Here is a 19551-nt window from a genome sequence, read left to right as displayed (position 1 = left end):
CTTCAACCCGTAATCACCTTGACGTACTCGTTGTAGATGCGGTCCTGGTTATCGCCGTGCCAGATGTAATCGGCCACCACCTGGCGCGCGAAATTCTCGTCGTCGGTAGGGTTGTCGCGGCGCAATTCGGCCGGCACCAGCGCATTGGCGGCGGGGTTGGCGGGCCCATTGCCCATGAGGCGCAGCAGTTCGAGCTGGCTTTCGGGCGACTGCGTCGACGCGATGAAATCGAACACCTTGCGTCCGGCCGGATTGCCCTTGGGCACCAGCCAGCCGGCGGGGATCAGGACGCCCTGATTCCAGGTGAAATCGATGCGCGAGCCCGGTTCGCGACGCATGACCACGGCGCGCGTATGCCATACCAGCCCCATGGTCGCCTCGCCCTGGCGCAGCAACTGCTGGCTTTCGGCACCCGTCTTCCAGAAGATGGCGTTGTCCTTGATCTCAGAGATTTTCGCCAGCGCGCGCTTTTCGTCAATGGGATAGAGCTTGGCGGCATCGGCCGGCACGCCGTCGGCCATCAGGGCGGCCTCGAGCGTGGCCAGGACACGGTCCGGCAAAATGCGCGTACCGGGGAAATCCTCGGTGTTCCAGAAATCGGCCCAGGTACTCGGCGTGCGGCCGCCAAACGCCTGCTTGTCGTAGGCCAGCACGAAGCTATAGATGAAATGCGAGATGCCGTATTCGCTACTGAATCCGGGCCGGACCTTGTTGCGGTCGACCACCTGATAGTCGATGGGTTCCAGATAGCCGCGCTTGCCCAGCGAATGGGCGGCCGCGAGATTGGCATCGCAAACGTCCCAGACGACGTTCTTCGATTCGACCATGGTGCGGATCTTGCCGAACGACGGGCCGGTGCCGTCGAACTCGACCCGCGTGCCGGTGGCGCGCTCGAACGGCTTGCCCCACACGGTGGGCTGGTGCTTGATGGCGTCTCCGCCCCAGTTGCACACCACGATGCGCGACGTATCGGCACGCGCACCGCCCATCGGGGCCAGCGCGGCCAGACCAGCCGCCCCCAGCAGTCCAAGCAGTTGGCGCCGGCGCGCTGACGACAACGAGGGATCGGCCAGCGCGCGCTGTGCCGCGTCAACCAGGCAAGGGTCCTGCACCAGCATCTTCATGGTTTGCTCCTGAGGGGACTCACAAGGAGCGGCCATGATGACGAGGCCATTTCTTTCATGCAATATATGACTTTTGCATCTATCCGTACTTCCCCTAGGGTCGGTACAACCTGATCGCCGGCCATCCCCGATGGCTCTTCACGACATGAGTATGCGCCCCCAACTCGGCCTGACCCATTCCACCGAATTATGCGAGCCAAGCTTCGCCCAGCTTGGCGTGTTCCATGCCGTGATGGTGACCGGTTCGGTATCGCGGGCCGCGAAACTGCTGGGCATGACACAATCCGGTGCCAGCCGCATGTTGCGCCAACTGGAAACCGACATCGGCCTGCGTTTGTTCGAACGCGCCCACCAGCGCCTGATACCGACCCCGCATGCGAGGCAACTGCAAGACAGCGTCGAGCGGCTGCACGGCGCCTACGGCATGGTGCAGCGCCTGATCGGCAGCCTGGTCGATCCGGACCGGGGCAAGGTCACTGTGGCGGCCATTCCCACGCAAGCCACGTCGTTCATGCCGTTGGCCATCAAGCGTTTGCGCGAACGCTACCCGGGCATCACGGTCACCATGGAAATTCTGGCCAACCAGCCCGTGGTCGATCGCGTGCAGGCCGGCCAGGCCGATTTCGGCCTGGTGCACGACCTGACGCCGTCTGCCGATACACAAAATGAAGACCTGGGTACGCAACACGTCATTTGCGTCGCACCGCGCGGGCATCGCTACGCCAGCCTGCCCCACGTGACGGCGCACGACCTGGCGGCCGAGACATTCCTGTCGTACGGCCCGCAGACCAACTTCGGGTGCCTGATCGAGAACGCCTTTTCCGAAGAGGGCGTGCGCATGCCGGTATCGGTCGAGGTCACCTCATCGTCGGCGCTGTTATCGCTGATAAGCGCCGGCGTGGGCGTCGGCCTGGTCGAACCGGCCGCGGTCATGCCGTTCGCGCTGGATCAGTTCGTCATCAAGCCGTTTCGCCCCACCGTGCCCATCCGGTCGCGCATCGTACGCTCGCGCATGCGGCCGCTGACGCTCCACGCCGAGCTGCTGTTGGAAGAATACCGGGCGGTGGTCGGCGCACAGCAACCCGGTTATTTCACGGCCTGAGGCCCGCGATCAAATAAGCGCCTCGATCAAGAACGGTCCCTTGCGCGCCAATCCCGCCTGCATTGCCTTGGTGAACGCCTCGACCGTATCGACGCGTACCGCCTCGACCCCCATGCCGGCGGCCAGGCTGACCCAGTCCAGGCTGGGCTCTTGCAGATCGAGCATGCGGCGGGCGTTGCGACCCGGTTCCAGCACGCCCACGTTCTTCATCTCGCCGTGCAGGGTCGCATAGGAACGGTTGGCCAGGATGATGGTCAGGCAATCGAGCTGTTCGCGCGCCTGGGTCCACAGGGCCTGCACGGTGTACATGCCGCTGCCGTCGGCTTGCAGGGTGATGACCTTGCGGTCGGGGCAGGCCACGGCCGCCCCGGTGGCCAGCGGCAGGCCGATGCCGATGGCGCCGCCCGTCAATTGCAGCCAGTCGTGCGGCGCCGAGGTAGCGCTGATGGCGGGAAACTCGCGCCCTTGCGTGACCGACTCATCGCAGACGATGGCGTTTTCCGGCAGCAGGCGGGCGGTGATGATGTTGACCGCCGTGCCCGTCAGCGCACCCGAGCGCGGCATCTCGGCCGACGACGCCACCGGCAGCAGGCCGGGCGCGTTGGCGGCGATGCCCAGTTCGTCGGCCAGCCATTGCAGGGCCTGCAGCAGGTCTTGCTCGGGCGTGGCCAGCACGATGGGCGCCTGCTCTTGCGGCGCCAGCAAGCTGGGCTTGCCCGGATAGGCAAAGAAGGCCACCGGTGCGCTGGCACCCACCAGAATCAGTTGGCTCACGTCTTTCAGCAGGGCCACGGCCTGGTCCACCGGATAGGGCACGCGCGTCACCGGGGTGCGATTGGCGCCGCGCTCGGTGCGGCGGTTCGAGGTGGGCGACAGCAGGCGCACGCCGGTAGCCCGCGCAATGCGCCCGGCCACGGACAGGGCCGGCTCGCGCAGCGCCATGCCGCCCAGCATCAGAGCCGCGCCCTGGCCGGCGCGGATGGCCTGCGCCGCGGCGCGCACGGCGTCGTGGGTGGTCTGCGGCGGCGCGGCCAGCGCTGCCACGGGCGGCGCCGGAGTATCGGCGGGCAATTCGCCCCAGGCCGCATCGGCCGGCAGGATCAGGGTGGCGATGTTGCCCGGGGCCTGGCGCGCCACGCGCACCGCTTCAGCCGCGTCGACCGCCAGGTCGCCGGCGGCCAGCGTGCGGCGCACCCAGTGCGACATGGGACGTGCCACGCCTTCCACGTCGCTGGTCAGCGGCGCATCGTATTGCACGTGGTAGGTGGCGTGATCGCCCACCACGTTCACCATGGGCGTGCGCGCGCGCTTGGCGTTGTGCAGGTTGGCCAGGCCATTGCCCAGCCCCGGCCCCAGGTGCAGCAGCGTGGCCGCGGGCTTGTCGGCCATGCGCGCATAGCCGTCGGCCGCGCCGGTGACCACGCCCTCGAACAGCCCCAGCACGCAGCGCATGCGCGGCTTGCGATCCAGAGCCGCCACGAAGTGCATTTCGGACGTGCCGGGGTTGGCAAAACAAACGTCCACATCGTTGGCAAGCAGGGTATCGCAAAGGCTATCGGCGCCGTTCATGGTGTTTCCGTAAAGCAGGGTTGCAAAAACGCGGCCGGCCGGCCGCGCGTCGGTAAGGCATCATAGGAAGGGAACCCGCCAGTGGGTAGGTCCATTCCGGGCCCCAAGGATAGAACCATTACCGGGCTGGCGCCAAGCCGGCGGGCAATTCGTTGCCAGCGGGTCGCGCGCATGAAGTTCGGTCACCGAACACAAAAACAGGCGCGGTTCTCGAAGGCGGCGGCCAACGCGCGCATACTTTTCCCGCGACACGGTTCGCTCACAAGACCAACCGGCAGATCCGGGGGCAAGCGCGGTCCAGCGCCGCCTGTTCCGGCTCATGCCCAACAGCCGGAGACAAACCCATGCCCGTTCCCTTTTCCCGCACGCGTGTCCGGCCCGCCCGGCGCGCTGCCCTGGCCGCCCTGCTAGCGGCCACGTTGGCCAGCGCCCTGCCCGGCGCAGCTGCCCACGCCGCCGACGCCTGGCCCGCCAAGCCCATCAAGGTCATCGTGCCCTACACCCCGGGCGGCGCCACCGACACCGTGACCCGCATCGTCATGGACAAGCTGTCGGCTCGGCTGGGCCAGAACATCATCATCGAGAACCGGCCGGGCGCCAACAGCACGCTGGGTTCGGCCATCGCAGCCAAGGCCGCGCCCGATGGCTACACATTCCTCAGCATACTGCCCGCTTATGTGATCAACACCCACCTGTACAAGCTGTCGTATTCGCCGTCGCAGCTGGAACCGGTCGTGCACATGGCCGACCTGCCGCTGTTCCTGTTCGTCAGCAAAGACCTGCCCGTCAACAGCGTGGCCGAACTGGTCGACTACGGACGCAAGCACCCCGACACGCTGACGTATGCATCCAGCGGCACGGGGTCCAGCGCCCACTTGACCGGCGCCGATTTCGCGCTGCAGGCCAAGCTGAAGATGACGCACGTGGCCTACAAGGGCAGCGCCCCCATCCTGACCGATCTGCTGGCCGGCCGGGTATCGATGGTGTTCGACCCGGTGCTGGTGCCCATGCAGTACGTCAAGCAAGACAAGCTGAAAGTGCTGGCATTTACCGGCAAGAAGCGCTGGCCCAGCGAGCCCGACGTGCCCACCATGGAAGAAGCCGGCTTCCCGGGCTTCGTGACCGGCTCGTGGGCCGGGTTGCTGGCTCCCACCGGTACGCCCAAGCCCGTCATCGAGCGCATGGCCCGCGAAATCAGCGCCATCGTGCACGAACCCGATGTCACGCAGAAATTCGTGGATGCCGGCTTCCTGCCCACCGGCAGCACGCCGGCCGAATTCGCCGAACTGATGCGCACCGATTCCGATCGCTACGCGCAGATCATCAAGGAAGCCCACATCACCGTGAACTGACTCCAGGCGCGCACCATGATCGATAAATTCGTCGCCTCGGCCACCGAGGCGGTCGCCGGCATCCACGACGGGGCCACGCTGCTGATCGGCGGATTCGGCGGGGCCGGCATGCCCACCGACCTGATCGGCGCCCTGATCGAGCAGGGTGCGCGCGAACTCACGGTCGTCAACAACAACGCCGGCAACCACGAAACCGGCCTGGCGGCGCTGATCAAGGCCGGACGCGTGCGCAAGATGATCTGCTCGTTTCCCAAGGCATCGCATTCCTGGGTATTCGACGACCTGTACCGGCGCGGCCAGATCGAACTCGAGTGCGTGCCGCAAGGCACCATCGCCGAACGCCTGCGCGCCGCGGGGGCCGGACTGGGCGGCTTCTACACGCCCACCGCCTACGGCACGGAACTGGCGGCCGGCAAGGAAACCCGCGAAATCAACGGGCGCCATTATGTATTCGAGCATCCCCTGCACGGCGACTTCGCCCTGGTGCAGGCCGACCGCGCCGACCGCTGGGGCAACCTGACCTACCGCATGAGCGCGCGCAATTTCGGGCCGGTGATGTGCATGGCGGCGGCCACCACCATCGTGCAGGTGCGCCAGCGCGCCGAGCTGGGCGAGCTGCCGCCCGAAGCCATCGTGACGCCAGGCATTTTCGTGCACCGGTTGGCCGTCGTGGCCAACCCCGGTTTTTCCAGTTGAACGGCCATGAGCACGCCCCCCAGCTTCCAGCCCCTGACCCGCGAGCAACTGGCGCGGCGTGTGGCGCATGACATTCCCGAGGGCAGCTACGTCAACCTGGGCATCGGCATGCCGGTGCTGATCGCCGCCCACCTGCCCCCAGGCCGCGACATCGTGCTGCATAGCGAGAATGGCATCCTGGGCATGGGCCCGCCGCCCGCGCCCGAAGCCGCCGACCGCGACCTGATCAACGCCGGCAAGCAGCCCGTGACGCTGCTGCCGGGCGGCGCATTCTTTCATCACGCCGATTCATTCGCCATGATGCGTGGCGGGCACCTGGACATCTGCGTGATGGGCGGCATGCAAGTGTCGGCTGCCGGCGACCTGGCCAACTGGTCGCTGGGCCGCGCCGGCGAACCGCCCGCCGTGGGCGGCGCCATGGACCTGGCAGTGGGCGCGCGGCGCGTGTACATCATGATGGAACACAACGCCAAGGACGGCACGCCCAAGATCGTGCAGCGCTGCACCTTGCCCCTGACCGGCGCGGGCGTGGTCAGCCGCGTCTATACCGACCTGGCGGTGATCGACGTCACGCCCGCCGGGCTGGTGGTTCGCGATATGATCAACGGCCTCACCCTGCAAACGCTGCAGTCGCGCACCGGAGCGCCGCTGCGCGCCGCCTGATGCGCAATCCGCCGCCCCCGCCCGATTACGCCGCGCCGCTGCCCGCCGACGAGCACCCCGACCGCTTTCGCGGCGACCCGGACTTCATGTTGACGCTGTCGCGCGGCCTGCGCGTGATCCGCGCCTTCGGCGAACGACGCTACCCGCAAACCGCCGCCGACCTGAGCCGGCGCGCGGGCCTGCCGCGCGCCGTCACCCAGCGCTGCCTGCATACCCTGATCCGCCTGGGCTTTGCCGAGCAGCAGGGCCGCCACTACGTGCTGACGCCGCTGATCCTGAGCCTGGGCCACGCGTATTTCTCGTCCACGCCGTTCGTCTCGCTGGCGCAGCCGGTGCTGCAAGAGCTGAGCGCCACCGTGAACGAAACCTGCGCGCTGGCCATCATGGAAAGCAACGAAGTCCTGTACCTGGCGCGCTCGGAAGTGCACCGCATCCTGGCCACCACGCTGGGCCTGGGCAGCCGCTTGCCGGCGTATTGCACCACCATCGGGCGCGTCATGCTCGCGCAACTGCCGCCCGCCGCGCTGGACCGCTATTTCGACTCCGTGGAACTGGCGCCCTACACCGAGTTCACCGAGACTTCGCCGGCACGCCTGCGCGAGATCATCGCTCGCGTGCGCGATCAAGGCTACGCAGTGGTGGACCAGGAAATCGAATTGAACGTGCGCGCCATTGCCGTTCCCGTGCGCGCCGCCAGCGGCCGGGCCTGCGGCGGCTTGAACGTCAGCGTGAAATCGCCGCGCGTGCCGCTGGCGCGGCTGACCAGCGAATTCCTGGCCCCCATGCAGGCCGCCGCCGACAGGCTCGGCCAGTTCCTGGTGCTGTAAAGCCACGGCGGGGGGCGGCCGTCGATAGCGGCACCATACGTGCTAAGTACCCGGCAACCCACCCGTATCCAGGCTGAATGCCGCCGCCGCCCGCCCGATGCGGTCATTGACCGCCCGCCAGGCATCCCCCCCCGGAGGCTCTTGCACCAAGATACGTGCATAGCCCCCGCCGTCGAGCGTACGCAACATCGCGTACAAGGCTTGCGCATAGCGGCCCGGGTCATCGGGCACCTGGTGCCAGCCCACTCGCGCATCCAGCGCGGCCGGCGCAGCGCCGAATGCCACCACCGCCACGCGGCCGGTGGGCAGGCCGTGGCCGCTGACGGCCTCGGCCAGGCGCTGCGGCGGCACCAACTCCAGCGGGGTATGCGGGGCGTAGTGGGCCTTCAGCGTACCCGAGGCGCGCGGCGCGGCGGCGTCGGGCATGCCCACCGCCACGCCCAGCACGGCCTCGACCTGGGCGGGCGTGACATGGCCGGGACGCAGCAGCACTGGCCCCACCCCCTGCCCCAGCCGCGACAGATCGATGATGGTGGACTCGATGCCCACCTGCGCCGGCCCGCCATCCAGCACCGGCATGCCTTGCGCGACTTCTTGCGGGAATTCGCCGCGCACGTGCTCGGCATGGGTGGGCGACACTTGCCCGAATTTGTTGGCCGATGGCGCGGCCAACCCGCCATGCCCGCCGGGCTTGCCGGCCGCGAAGGCGCGCAGCAGCGCCTGCGCCACGGGATGCGAGGGACAGCGCAGGCCGATGCTGTCTTGCCCGCCGCTGACCGCCGCCCCCACGTGCGGCGCGCGCGGCAGGATCAGCGTCAGCGGGCCGGGCCAGAATGCATCGATCAGGCGCTGCGCCTGTTCCGGGACATGGCTGGCCCAATAGCCCAGGTCGGCCTGCGGCGCCAGGTGCACGATGACAGGATGGTTCGAAGGCCGGCCCTTGGCCGCGTAGATGCGCGCCACGGCCTGCGGGTTCTCGGCATCGGCACCCAGGCCGTAGACGGTTTCAGTGGGAAACGCCACCAGTTCGCCGGCCAGCAACCGCTGGGCGGCACTGGCGATGGCGGCAGCATCGGGCAAAGCGTGCGACGGCGTGGACATCGGGTTCATTCGGGTGCGGCCATGCCCAGCGCCACCGCGACGCGCGCGGCATCGGCGCGCGCCTGCTGCAGCGTGGCAGCCACCACGGTAACGTGGCCCATCTTGCGGCCCCGCCGGGGATCGTGCTTGCCATACAAATGCAGCTTGGCCGACGGCACGGCCAGGGCCCCGGCCCAATCGGGTTCGCGCGGCGACGTGGCGCCCGGCTCGAACCAGATATCGCCCAGGATGTTGAGCATCACGGCCGGCGCCAGCAGCGCCGTGCTGCCCAGCGGCAAGCCGGCCATCGCACGCGCCTGTTGCTCAAACTGGCTGGTGACACAGGCATCCAGCGTGTAGTGGCCGCTGTTGTGCGGACGCGGCGCGATCTCGTTGACCACCACGCTGCCGTCGGTCAGCACGAAGAACTCCACGCACAGCACACCGTGATAGCCCAGCCCGCGCGCAATGGCGCGCGCCGCGTCGGTCGCCTGCGCCTGCCGCTGCGCATGGGCGGCATCGCCCTCGGTACCCGCCACGGTGGACACCGCCAGGATGCCGTCGCGATGCAAGTTGCGCGCCACCGGGAACACCACGTCGGCACCATCGAAGCCGCGCGCCAGCACGACCGAGATTTCGTAGTCCAGCGGCATCAGGGCTTCCAGCACGCAGGCCACGCCGCCGAATTCGGCATAGGCGGCCAGCGCGTCTTCGCGTGTGGCCACGCGTGCCTGGCCCTTGCCGTCGTAGCCCAGGCGCGCCACCTTCAGAATGCCGGGGAACAGGCCGGCCGGCGCGTCTTGCAGATCTTGCGCGGCGCGGATGGCAGCGTGCGGCGCCACCGGGATGCCCTGCCCGGCAATAAAGGCTTTTTCGGCAATGCGGTCCTGCACGATGGCCACCGCGTCGGCTGCCGGGCTGACCCGGCATTGCGCGGCCAGCGCACGCAGGCTGTCGGCCGGCACGTTCTCGAACTCGGTGGTCACGGCGCGGCACAGCTGCGCCAACTGGCTCAGGCCGGCCGCGTCATCGTAGGCCGCCTGGATGTGGCGGTCGGCCACCATGGCGGCCGGGCCGTCGGCGGCCGGGTCGAGCACGGCCACGCGATAGCCCAGGCTTTGCGCGGCATGGCAAAACATGCGGCCCAGTTGGCCGCCGCCCAGCAAGCCCAGCCAGCTGCCGGGCGCGATCGTGAAGGAATCAGTAGATGAAGTCATACGGATGGCGCGGCCGATGGCGGACGCGTGGCAAGGTCAGGGCTGCGGGGGAACGACCATGTTGCGGGCCGCTTCGGTCTGGCGGGCGCGAAACGCCACCAGTTGGCGATGCAGCGCATCGTCGGTAACGGCCAGCGTGGCGATGACATGCAGCGCCGCATTGGCCGCGCCTGCCTCGCCAATGGCGAAGGTGGCCACCGGCACGCCCTTGGGCATCTGCACGATGGACAGCAGCGAGTCTTCGCCGCGCAGGTATCTGGACGGCACGGGCACGCCGAACACCGGTACTTCGGTCAGGGCGGCCATCATGCCGGGCAAGTGGGCCGCGCCCCCCGCCCCGGCGATGATGCCGCGCAGGCCCCGCGAGCGCGCGGCGGCGCCGTAGTCGGCCATGTCCTGCGGCATGCGGTGGGCCGAAATGACGCGGGTTTCATGCGGCACGCCAAATTCTTCCAGCATGGCCACGGCGTGTTTCATGATGTCCCAGTCGCTGGAAGAACCCATGATCACGCCCACCACAGGAGTGGCTGGCGCGGATGCTGAGGAAGTAGTCGTCATGGCAGAGTCGGCAAGACAGAAGGCGGGGCGGGCAGCGCGCAATTGGCGCGGCTGGCGGAAAACCCGATATTTTACCCGCCTCGGCCACGAGCCGGCCCGGCGTGCCTACGAACCGCTGCCGGCAGGCGGCGCGGCGGGCACCGCGATGCTGCCCGGGCATTCGCCCAACCCGCATTCCAGCGACGTAGCCGCCACATTGGCCAGGATAGCCAGCAAGAACAGCCCCATGATGACCAGGGCTGGCAACGCAACGGGTTTTTTCAGGGCGTTATCGCCCCATTTGCGGTCTGCCGCCAGCATCAGCACGCAGAACACCAGCAGCGTGCAGAACGCCAGGAACGACCAGGAATACACATGCATGCCCAGCAGCGGCGGACCGCCGGGCAGCGCGCCCGGCCCGGCCTGCGCCAGCAACTGGTTGCCGGCCGCCACCAACCCGCCCAGCGATGCCGCGACCACCATGGCGTAATGCAGCGGCGAGGGCCCCAGCCGGATATTCAGCAGCAACCCGATGCCGGCCATCACGAACGCCGCCCGCTGCAACAGGCACAGCGGGCACGGCGCGGCATCGAACAGCAACTGCCAGGCAAGCGCTACATACAGCAGGATGCTGATGCCAAGCAATGCCAGCGTATTGATGATGCGCGAACCCCGGGCGGGGTTCAGCGAGAAGATCACGCTCATTCGGGCCGGCCCCTACAGGGCCAGTATGAAGGGCTCGGCCAGGTGCAGCCGCGCGCCGGCCACGAACATCAGCAACGTGGCCAGCCACAGCGTGAAGCACGGGCGACGCTTGCCAAGCATGCCGTACCACACCGCCAAGGCGCTGGTCAGAAAGGGCAACATCATGATCATGCGATCGATCCTCCGGAGGTCGATCGTTACGATACGAAATATTGCGTTGCGCTGGCGGGCAAACAAGGCGGCTAAACCGCCCTATTTCGTGCAATTGGCGGCGGCGGGCGCAGGCCCGGCCAGCCTCGGCCCTTCCTCAGGCCATCAGGCGGTCAAGCGCCTCGCGGTACTTGGCGGCGGTCTTCTGCAGCACGTCTTGCGGCAGGCGCGGGGCCGGCGGGGTCTTGTCCCAAGTCTGGGTTTCCAGCCAGTCGCGCACGAACTGCTTGTCGAACGACGGGGGGCTGATGCCCACGCGATAGCCGTCGGCCGGCCAGAAACGCGACGAATCCGGCGTCAGCACCTCGTCCATCAAGTACAGGGTGCCGTCGTCATCCAGGCCGAATTCGAACTTGGTATCGGCAATGATGATGCCCTTGGTGGCCGCGAACTGAGCGGCTTCGGCGTACAGGCGCAAGGTGACGTCGCGGATGCGCTCGGCCATGTCCTGGCCCACTTCGTTGACCACGTGGGCGAAATCGACGTTTTCGTCATGCATGCCGAATTCGGCCTTGGCCGCCGGCGTGAAAATGGGTTCGGGCAGCTTGCTGGCCTGCTGCAGTCCGGCGGGCAACTGGATGCCGCACAACGAACCGGTAGCCTGGTAGTCTTTCCAGCCCGAGCCGATCAGGTAGCCGCGCGCCACGGCCTCGACCAGGATGGGCTGCAGGCGCTTGACCACGACGGCACGGCCCCGCACCTGGTCGAGTTCGTCGGGCGCCACCACGTCTTCGGGCTGCACGCCGGTGGAATGGTTGGGCAGAATATGCGCCAGCTTGCTCAGCCAGAACTCGGTCAGTTCGGTCAGCACCTGGCCCTTGCCCGGGATCGGGTCGTCGAGAATGACGTCGAACGCGGAAATACGATCGGTGGCGACGATCAGCAGTTTGTCGTCGCCCACGGCGTACATGTCGCGCACTTTGCCGCGACCCAGTAGCGGCAGGGACTTGATGCTGGATTGATGCAGGGCGGAAGTCACGAATCGGCCTATGGCAAAAATGAGCATAGATTACTGCAAATGCCGCGGCCGCGTCGGTGCGGGGACTGCATCAGTGCAAATTCGAACCGTCGTTTCCAGAGGCAAAACCAGGCGATGTCCGGTCTCATTGTGAGACACTGGCCAGCCTTGCCGTCCAGGGCGTGGGGCCGGGCGAGTCGACCGGCGGGGCAGCCTGCGCAGCAGGCCGAGGGCGCCTGCATGCGCCCGAGCCCGACGGGCTTCGCCCGGCCCCACGCCCTGGACGGCAAGGCGATCCAAGAACGCAAACAAAGCCCCCCACAACAGCACCGAGTCGACCGCCAGCTATACCCTGCCAGCCCGCCCAGGAGCCACCGCATGCCCGCACCACCTGCTTTTTCTCCCTTGACCGGCGGCTGCCAATGCGGCGCCGTGCGCTACACGATCACGGCCGAACCCATGACGGCAGCCACCTGCCATTGCCGCGACTGCCAGTACGCCAGCGGCGGCGCCCCGGCCCATGCATTGCTGCTGGCGCCCGATGCCCTTCGGGTGCTGCGGGGCCAGGCGCGCGAACACGCCTACCAGGGCGACTCTGGCAACACGGTGGTACGCAGTTTTTGTGCCGATTGCGGCACGCCGCTGTTCGGGCGCACCGAAGGTGCGGGGTACGTCATCGTAAAAGCGGGGTCGCTGGACGACCCCGATGTGTTCCACCCGCGCTTGGCGCTATGGACCGATTCGGCGCCGGCATGGCACCGCAGCGATCCGGCCGTGCCCAGCTACGGACGCAACGCCCCGGGCTGACGCGCCGGCGGCCGGCGCGGCCCGCACGGGGCCGCGCCGCAAGCCTGCCGCAGGCTTATTGCACGACCTGGGCCAGCTTGCCCGTGGCGTACTGCTGCGCCATGTCGGTCAGCGGCAGCGGCTTGATCTTGCTGGCGTTGCCGGCGGTGCCGAACTGGGTGTAGCGCTGCACGCAAATCGCCTTGGCGGCGGCGCGGGCGGGCTTCAGGTATTCGCGCGGGTCGAACTTGCCGGGATTCTCGGCGAAGAAACGGCGGATGGCGCCGGTCATGGCCAGGCGGATATCGGTATCGATATTGACCTTGCGCACGCCGAACTTGATGGCTTCCTGGATTTCTTCCACGGGCACGCCATAGGTTTCTTTCATGTCGCCGCCAAATTCGCGGATCTCGGCCAGCAGTTCCTGCGGCACGCTGGAGCTGCCGTGCATCACCAGGTGGGTGTTGGGCAGGCGGGTGTGGATTTCCTTGATACGCGCGATCGACAGGATGTCGCCGGTGGGCTTGCGACTGAACTTGTAGGCGCCGTGGCTGGTGCCGATGGCGATGGCCAGGGCGTCGAGCTGGGTCTTGCGTACGAAGTCGGCGGCCTGCTCGGGGTCGGTCAGCAGTTGCTCGCGGGTCATGGTGCCTTCGGCGCCATGGCCGTCTTCCTTGTCGCCCATCATGGTTTCCAGCGAACCCAGGCAACCCAGTTCGCCTTCGACGGTAACGCCCACCTTGTGGGCCATGTCGACGACCTTCTTGGTGACTTCGACGTTGTAGTCGTATTCGGCGATGCTCTTGCCGTCTTCTTTCAGCGAGCCGTCCATCATGACGCTGGAGAAGCCCAGGTCGATGGCGCCCTGACAAACCTTGGGCGACTGGCCGTGATCTTGGTGCATGACCACCGGAATGTGGGGATAGGACTCCACCGCGGCCTGGATCAGGTACTTCAGGAAGCCTTCGCCCGCATATTTGCGCGCGCCGGCCGAGGCCTGCATGATCACCGGGCTGTCGGTTTCAGCAGCGGCTTCCATGATGGCCTGAACCTGCTCCAGGTTGTTGACGTTGAACGCGGGAATGCCGTAACCGTGCTCGGCGGCGTGGTCGAGCAACTGGCGCATGGAAACTAGGGCCATGGGGTGGTCCTCCTGAATGGCAATGGAACGATGGGTTGGAGCCTTGCTGAATAGCGGGATTTTAGCCGGGATTGGGATGGGCTCCCGGGTGGCCAATGTCACGGAAGGTGTCAGCGCGCACCCACGCACCGCAGCGCCGGCGGCCTGGGCCGGTGGTGCCACCCGCCGTGCGCAGGCGCCATCCGGCGCCTGCGCCGCCTTGCGCGGTTAGCCGAGGCCGCTATTCAAGCCATTGATTTGCATGAATAACTTTGTTTCGAGTCGCGGCCCCGGCCGGTGCTCAATCGTTGACCGAACAGCCTATCGGCTCGCCTGCGTCGAACTCGACGTCATAGGTGTGTTCGGCATCCCACGGCACGGTGAACCACATTTCGTAGCCCTCGCCGGTTTCGTCGAACAGCCACAGGGCGCGCAATACCGCGCAGCCGGCCATGGCCTTGGCGGTTTCCTCGGGCAACCACTGCGTCGGATCGATGCCCTGTTTCAGCCATTGCTCGGGCGAATAGTGGTCGAGCAGGGAATCGGCGGCAGCCAGGACTTGTTCGTCGAGCCTGGCCAACAAGTCGCGCACCACGCGCGATGCCGCCGGGCTGGGCTCTTCGCCGTCGGTTTGCACCATGACATGGATGGGCGAGCGGCCCGGGCCGGCCGGCACGTTCTCGGCCGCCCACAGATCAGGGGCTTCGAGATCTTGCGTGAAATTCAGATTTGCCATGATGCAGCCCTCCGGCCATGAAGCGCCGGCCCGTTGCACGGACTGGCAGATGCAGCCCATTTAACCAGAAGGCCGGCGACGGGCGCCAGCCCTGCCGGCCGCAGCCCCCCGCGCGTGCCTTCAGGCCGCCACGGCCTCGCGCGCCGGCTGGCGCGAAGCGGCGTGATAGTGGGCGGCGAACACCAGCCTCCCCCCCGACCAGGCGTGGCTGACCAGCGGCAACTGCCCCACCAGGGCCACCGCCACCAGGTCGGCGCGCCGGCCTGCCGCAATGCGGCCGCGATCGCCCAGGCCGCACGCATCGGCCGGGTTGGCCGTGACCAGCGCCACGGCCTGCGACAGCGTCAGATCGCTTTGCGCCGCCACCGCAAACGCTGCAGCGATCAGGGTGGACGGCTGGTAGTCCGAGCACAGGCAACTGGCCACGCCCGCGCGCACGGCGTCGATGGCGCGCATCGAACCGCTCTGGCTCTGGCCACGCAGCACGTTCGGCGCGCCCAGGATAGTGGGCAGGCCGCAAGACACCGCCGCCGTGGCCGTATCCAGGTTGATGGGAAACTCGCTCATCGACACGCCCAGGTTGCGCATGGTGGCGATGCGCTGCACCGAATCGTCGTCGTGGCTGGCGGTGGGCACGCCCAGGCGGCGCGCATGCTCCAGCAGGGTCTCGACCCGCAGCGCGGCGCCGTCGCGGGCCTGCAGCTTGGCGCGCGCGGCGTCCTCGGCCTCGTCGCGGCTCATAGCGTGGTTGCCCATCATGTACTGCAGATAGGCTTCCAGGGTCTTGAACTGGCCCTGCCCCGGCGAATGATCCATGACCGACAGCAAGTCCACCACGCCCTCGTCCAGCAAGGCCTGCAACACCGGCATGGCGCTCGCGTCGGTGATCTCGTAGCGGCAGTGCACGCGGTTGTCCACCAGGCTGTGGGCGCGGAAAGCGTGCAGCGTGCGCGCCACCTGCGAGGCGGTCTGGTTATTGCGCACGCCCCACTCATTGTTGGCGAACGACAGGGCGTGGAATGGCGTGGTGATGCCGGCCGCCGCATTGCGCCGGTCGACCTGGGCCACCGCGAAATCCAGCGGGAACAGCACGCGCGAACGCGGCTCGGCTTCTTTCTCGATGGCGTCGCAATGCAGGTCGATCAGGCCGGGCAGCAGCGTCTGGCCTTCCAGGTCGACCACCTGCGCGGCGCGTACGCCGTCAGGCTCGATGGCGGCGATGACGCCATCTTCGATCAGGATGGCGCTGTCGGACAGCACCATGTCGGGCAGCACGATGCGGGCATGGGTCAGGTACAGGGCAGACATGGCTACTCCAGGACGCCGGCCGCCACGGCCGGCTGGATGGGCAGGATGCGCGTGGCGACCTCGTCACGCACGGCTTCGTCGTGGAAGATGCCGACCAGGCAGCGGCCCGCGGCCACGGCTTCGCGGATCAGCGCCACCACCACGGCGCGGTTGTCGGCGTCCAGCGATGCGGTGGGTTCGTCCAGCAGCAGTACGGGATGGCCGCCGATGAAGCCGCGCGCGATATTCACGCGCTGCTGCTCGCCGCCCGAAAACGTGGCGGGCGGCAGGCTCCAGAGGCGCTGCGGCACATTCAGGCGCGCGAGCAGCTCGGCCGCCTGTTCGCGCGCGGCCGCGGCGTCCTGGCCGCGTTCGCGCAAGGGTTCGGCCACCACGTCCAGGGTGCTGACGCGCGGGATCACCCGCAAGAACTGGCTGACATAGCCGATGACATCGCGCCGCAAGCGCAGAATGTGCTGCTCGGGCGCGCCGGTCAGTTCCACCCAGGCATCGCCGTCGCGCACGCGGATGCTGCCCGCGGTGGCCAGGTAGTTGCCGTAAAGACAACGCAGCAAGGTACTCTTGCCGGTGCCCGACGGGCCGGCCAGCACCAGGCAGTCGCCGGGGCCGGCGTCGAAATCCACATCGCGCAACACCGGCAGGCGGATGCCGCGCTGGTTATGCAGGGTGAACATCTTGCCCAGGCCGCGCACCTGGATCAGGGAAGTAGAGGCATTCATGGGGATTCAACTCTGCAAGATGGAAGACACCAGCAACTGCGTATAAGGATGCTGCGGGTCGTCCAGGATCTGGTCGGTCAGGCCGCTTTCCACCACCCGCCCGTCGCGCATCACCAGCGTGCGATGCGCCAGCAGCCGCGCCACGGCCAGGTCGTGCGTGACCACGATGGCAGCCAGCTTCAAGTCGGCCACCAACTGGCGCAGCAGGTCCAGCAGGCGCGCCTGCACCGACACGTCCAGCGACGCGGTGGGCTCGTCCATGAACACCATGCGCGGATGCGTGACCAGGTTGCGGGCGATCTGCAGGCGCTGCTGCATGCCGCCCGAAAATGCCGCCGGCGCGTCATCCAGCCGGCCGACGTCGATTTCCATCTTCTGCAGCCAGTTGCCCGCCGCGTGGCGCAAGTCGCCATAGTGGCGCTGGCCCACCGCCATCAGGCGTTCGGCGATGTTGGCCCCGGCGCTGACCTGCATGCGCAGCCCATCGCGCGCGTTCTGGCGCACAAAGCCCCAGTCGGTGCGCGCCAGCAGCCGCAGGTGGGCGGCCGACAGCGATGCCAGGTCGACGAAGCCGCGGTCGCGCGTGTCGTACCAGACGCTGCCCGCCTCGGGCTGCGCCTGCCACGACACCGCCTGCAGCAGCGTGCTCTTGCCCGAACCGGATTCGCCCACCACGCACAGCACTTCGCCGGGATGCAGGTCGAAACTGATATCGCGGCAGCCGTGCACGCCGTCCCAGGTGCAGGTCATGTCGCGCACTGAAAGCAGGGCTGGGCTGCTCATGCTGCGGCCTCCACGGTGGCGGCCGCGCCGGTGTGGCCGGCGGCCTGGCGATCGGCGCAGTATTCGGTATCCGAGCACACGAAGCGGCGCGTGCCCTGGTCGTCCAGGATGATCTCGTCCAGGTAGCTGTGGCGCGACCCGCACAGATCGCAACACTGGTCCCACTGCTCGACGCGGAACGGATGGTCTTCGAAGTCCAGGCTTTTCACCTGCGTATAGGGCGGCACCGCATAGACACGCTTCTCGCGGCCGGCACCGAACAGCATCAGCGCCGGGTTGCCGTCCAGCTTGGGGTTGTCGAATTTCGGAATGGGCGACGGACGCATCATGTAGCGGCCGTTGACGATGACCGGATAGTCGTAGGTCGTGGCAATGTGTCCATGCTGCGCGATGTCTTCGTACAGCTTCACATGCATGCCGCCGTACTCGGCCAGCGCGTGCATGGTGCGGGTCTCGGTCTCGCTGGGTTCCAGCCAGCGCAGCGGCTCGGGTATCGGTACCTGGTAGACCATGATCTGCCCTTCGCGCAGCGGCGTCTCGGGAATGCGGTGGCGCGTCTGCACGATGGAGGCTTCACGCGTGGACTCGGTCGTGCGCACGCCGGTGACACGGCCAAAGAAACGACGGATATTGATGGCGTTGGTGGTGTCGTCCGAACCCTGGTCGATCACCTTCAGCACATCGGCCGTGCCAATGATGGCGGCGGTCACCTGGATGCCGCCCGTGCCCCAGCCATAGGGCAGCGGCATCTCGCGGCTGCCGAACGGCACCTGGTAGCCGGGTATGGCCACCGCCTTCAGCAAGGCGCGGCGCAGCATGCGCTTGGTGGACTCATCCAGGTACGCGAAGTTGTAGTGGTCGTCGCGCGCGACCGTGGCATAAGCGGAACTCATGACGACAGGGCCTCGTCGGCAATGGCGGCAGGCGCCGCGCTGGGGGCCGCGCTGGGCGCGGCGGAAGATGGGGCGGCGGCAACCTGCGGCCGGGCGGCGTCCTGCTCCTGGCGCAGCCGGCGCAGCAGTTCCAGGTTGGCCTGGAAGTCCACGTAGTGCGGCAGCTTCAAATGCTGCACGAAACCCGAGGCCTCGACGTTGTCGCTGTGATACAGCACGAACTCATGGTCGTTGGCCGGCGCATCGCCGGCCTCGCCCAGGTCGTGCGCCTTCAGGGCACGATCGACCAGCGCCATCGACATGGCCTTGCGTTCGCCATAGCCGAATGTCAGCCCGTAGCCACGCGTGAACTTGGGCGGCTCGTGCCCATTGCCGGCGAACTGGCTGACCATCTGGCATTCGGTCAACTCGATCTCGCCTACCACGGCGGCAAAGCCCAGTTCTTCGATGAACATCTCCACTTCCAGCGCCCCGTAGCGGATTTCGGCGGCGAACGGATGCGTATTGCCGTAGCCGCGTTGCGTCGAATACCCCATCGACAACAAGAAGCCTTCATCGGCGCGGGCCAGGTTCTGCAGGCGCGCATCGCGCCCGGCCGGAAAGGCCAGCGGCTGGCGCGTCAGGTCGAACGGCGCCGGGTCGTCCGGCGGCATGGCCTCGCGGTCGATCAGGTCGTCGTGTTGCAGCAGGTCGGTCACGCGCGGCATGGATGCGGGCAAGGGCTGCGTGGCCGGCGCCAGCGGCGCGGCGGGTTCGGCGGGATCTTCCAGCGAGAAGTCCAGCAGCCGCTGCGTGTAGTCGTACGTGGGGCCCAGTATCTGCCCGCCCGGCACGTCCTTGAATGTCGACGAAATGCGCCGCGACAGGCGCATGCGCGCCGTGTCCGCCGGCTGCGTATAGCCGAACCGCGGCAGCGTGCTGCGGTAGGCCCGCAGCAGGAACACCGCCTCGATCACATCGCCGGCGGCCTGCTTGATCGCCAGCGCGGCCAGTTGCGGGTCGTACAGCGCCCCTTCGGCCATGACGCGCGACACGGCCAGCGGCATCTGCTGCCGGATCTGCGCCAGCGTCAACTCGGGCACAGCCGTATCGCCGCGCCGATAGGCATCCAGCATGCGGTAAGAATTCAGGATGGCGCGTTCGCCACCTTTGACGGCCACGTACAT

At 67.6% G+C, this 19551-nt stretch carries 21 protein-coding genes; 6 read left to right on the top strand and 15 right to left on the bottom strand.

Annotated features, from left to right (window positions below; all coding sequences use genetic code 11):
- Positions 1-2: 2 nt before the first annotated feature.
- The gene (locus tag KW845_RS14540; RefSeq protein ID WP_218369913.1) at positions 3-1124 is read right to left on the bottom strand and encodes an ABC transporter substrate-binding protein; all 1122 of its coding nucleotides are present in this window, start codon (positions 1122-1124) and stop codon (positions 3-5) included.
- Between the two features lie 145 nt (positions 1125-1269).
- Here KW845_RS14540 and KW845_RS14535 point away from each other — a divergent pair, with 145 nt between their 5' ends.
- On the top strand, positions 1270-2226 hold the full coding sequence (locus KW845_RS14535; RefSeq protein ID WP_255592611.1) for a LysR substrate-binding domain-containing protein: 957 nt from the start codon (positions 1270-1272) through the stop codon (positions 2224-2226).
- Between the two features lie 9 nt (positions 2227-2235).
- Here KW845_RS14535 and KW845_RS14530 read toward each other — a convergent pair whose 3' ends face one another.
- Positions 2236-3795 (bottom strand): acetolactate synthase large subunit, encoded by a 1560-nt coding sequence (locus KW845_RS14530; protein ID WP_218369912.1) that lies wholly within the window; start codon positions 3793-3795, stop codon positions 2236-2238.
- 344 nt (positions 3796-4139) lie between these two features.
- Between KW845_RS14530 and KW845_RS14525 the strand changes: the two genes are divergently transcribed.
- The 4 genes from KW845_RS14525 to KW845_RS14510 are packed head-to-tail and all read left to right on the top strand — an operon-like array spanning position 4140 to position 7333.
- Entirely contained in the window at positions 4140-5147 is a 1008-nt protein-coding gene (locus KW845_RS14525; protein WP_218369911.1) for a tripartite tricarboxylate transporter substrate binding protein, read from the top strand.
- 15 nt (positions 5148-5162) lie between these two features.
- Entirely contained in the window at positions 5163-5843 is a 681-nt protein-coding gene (locus KW845_RS14520; protein WP_218369910.1) for a 3-oxoacid CoA-transferase subunit A, read from the top strand.
- A gap of 6 nt (positions 5844-5849) precedes the next feature.
- Positions 5850-6506 carry a 3-oxoacid CoA-transferase subunit B gene (locus KW845_RS14515; RefSeq protein ID WP_218369909.1) on the top strand — a complete coding sequence of 219 codons (657 nt, stop codon included), beginning with the start codon at positions 5850-5852 and terminating at the stop codon, positions 6504-6506.
- A complete protein-coding gene (locus KW845_RS14510) occupies positions 6506-7333 on the top strand; it encodes an IclR family transcriptional regulator C-terminal domain-containing protein (RefSeq protein ID WP_218369908.1) in 828 nt (275 codons plus the stop codon). The genes KW845_RS14515 and KW845_RS14510 overlap by 1 nt, the downstream gene beginning before the upstream one ends.
- 42 nt (positions 7334-7375) lie before the next feature.
- On the opposite strand, the gene KW845_RS14505 is transcribed toward KW845_RS14510, so the two are convergent.
- From KW845_RS14505 to KW845_RS14480, 6 genes are all read right to left on the bottom strand, one after another.
- Complete coding sequence (locus tag KW845_RS14505) at positions 7376-8434, bottom strand: L-threonylcarbamoyladenylate synthase (protein ID WP_218370042.1); 1059 nt, start codon at positions 8432-8434, stop codon at positions 7376-7378.
- 5 nt (positions 8435-8439) lie between these two features.
- On the bottom strand, positions 8440-9630 hold the full coding sequence (locus KW845_RS14500; RefSeq protein ID WP_218369907.1) for a 5-(carboxyamino)imidazole ribonucleotide synthase: 1191 nt from the start codon (positions 9628-9630) through the stop codon (positions 8440-8442).
- A gap of 36 nt (positions 9631-9666) precedes the next feature.
- Positions 9667-10188, bottom strand: coding sequence for a 5-(carboxyamino)imidazole ribonucleotide mutase (purE, locus tag KW845_RS14495; RefSeq protein WP_218369906.1), 522 nt, complete (start codon positions 10186-10188; stop codon positions 9667-9669).
- 105 nt (positions 10189-10293) lie between these two features.
- Positions 10294-10866: a disulfide bond formation protein B gene (locus tag KW845_RS14490; protein ID WP_218370041.1), complete on the bottom strand. Its 573-nt coding sequence runs from the start codon at positions 10864-10866 to the stop codon at positions 10294-10296.
- An 18-nt stretch (positions 10867-10884) separates the two neighbouring features.
- Positions 10885-11043, bottom strand: coding sequence for a DUF5993 family protein (locus tag KW845_RS14485; RefSeq protein ID WP_218369905.1), 159 nt, complete (start codon positions 11041-11043; stop codon positions 10885-10887).
- 136 nt (positions 11044-11179) lie between these two features.
- Positions 11180-12061 carry a phosphoribosylaminoimidazolesuccinocarboxamide synthase gene (locus KW845_RS14480; protein WP_218369904.1) on the bottom strand — a complete coding sequence of 294 codons (882 nt, stop codon included), beginning with the start codon at positions 12059-12061 and terminating at the stop codon, positions 11180-11182.
- A 357-nt stretch (positions 12062-12418) separates the two neighbouring features.
- Here KW845_RS14480 and KW845_RS14475 point away from each other — a divergent pair, with 357 nt between their 5' ends.
- On the top strand, positions 12419-12847 hold the full coding sequence (locus KW845_RS14475; RefSeq protein ID WP_218369903.1) for a GFA family protein: 429 nt from the start codon (positions 12419-12421) through the stop codon (positions 12845-12847).
- A gap of 55 nt (positions 12848-12902) precedes the next feature.
- Here the strand turns inward: KW845_RS14475 and fba are convergent, their stop codons facing one another.
- The 7 genes from fba to KW845_RS14440 all read right to left on the bottom strand — a co-directional run bounded on the left by fba (position 12903) and on the right by KW845_RS14440 (position 19551).
- Positions 12903-13967, bottom strand: a complete 1065-nt coding sequence (fba, locus tag KW845_RS14470) for a class II fructose-bisphosphate aldolase (protein ID WP_218369902.1) — start codon at positions 13965-13967, stop codon at positions 12903-12905.
- Between the two features lie 280 nt (positions 13968-14247).
- Positions 14248-14682 (bottom strand): hypothetical protein, encoded by a 435-nt coding sequence (locus KW845_RS14465; protein WP_218369901.1) that lies wholly within the window; start codon positions 14680-14682, stop codon positions 14248-14250.
- 120 nt (positions 14683-14802) lie between these two features.
- Positions 14803-15990: an alpha-D-ribose 1-methylphosphonate 5-triphosphate diphosphatase gene (locus KW845_RS14460; protein WP_218369900.1), complete on the bottom strand. Its 1188-nt coding sequence runs from the start codon at positions 15988-15990 to the stop codon at positions 14803-14805.
- Between the two features lie 2 nt (positions 15991-15992).
- Positions 15993-16709, bottom strand: a complete 717-nt coding sequence (gene phnL / locus KW845_RS14455) for a phosphonate C-P lyase system protein PhnL (protein ID WP_218369899.1) — start codon at positions 16707-16709, stop codon at positions 15993-15995.
- A 6-nt stretch (positions 16710-16715) separates the two neighbouring features.
- Entirely contained in the window at positions 16716-17492 is a 777-nt protein-coding gene (gene phnK, locus KW845_RS14450) for a phosphonate C-P lyase system protein PhnK (RefSeq protein ID WP_218369898.1), read from the bottom strand.
- Entirely contained in the window at positions 17489-18385 is an 897-nt protein-coding gene (locus tag KW845_RS14445) for an alpha-D-ribose 1-methylphosphonate 5-phosphate C-P-lyase PhnJ (RefSeq protein ID WP_218369897.1), read from the bottom strand. Before KW845_RS14445 ends, phnK begins: the two co-directional genes overlap by 4 nt.
- On the bottom strand, positions 18382-19551 hold the full coding sequence (locus tag KW845_RS14440) for a carbon-phosphorus lyase complex subunit PhnI (protein WP_218369896.1): 1170 nt from the start codon (positions 19549-19551) through the stop codon (positions 18382-18384). Before KW845_RS14440 ends, KW845_RS14445 begins: the two co-directional genes overlap by 4 nt.

Source organism: Bordetella sp. BOR01, assembly GCF_019218885.1.
Taxonomy (GTDB): domain Bacteria; phylum Pseudomonadota; class Gammaproteobacteria; order Burkholderiales; family Burkholderiaceae_B; genus Bordetella_A.
The sequence above is the reverse complement of the archived record's forward strand: the minus strand, read 5'-3'. Positions and strand labels throughout refer to the sequence as shown.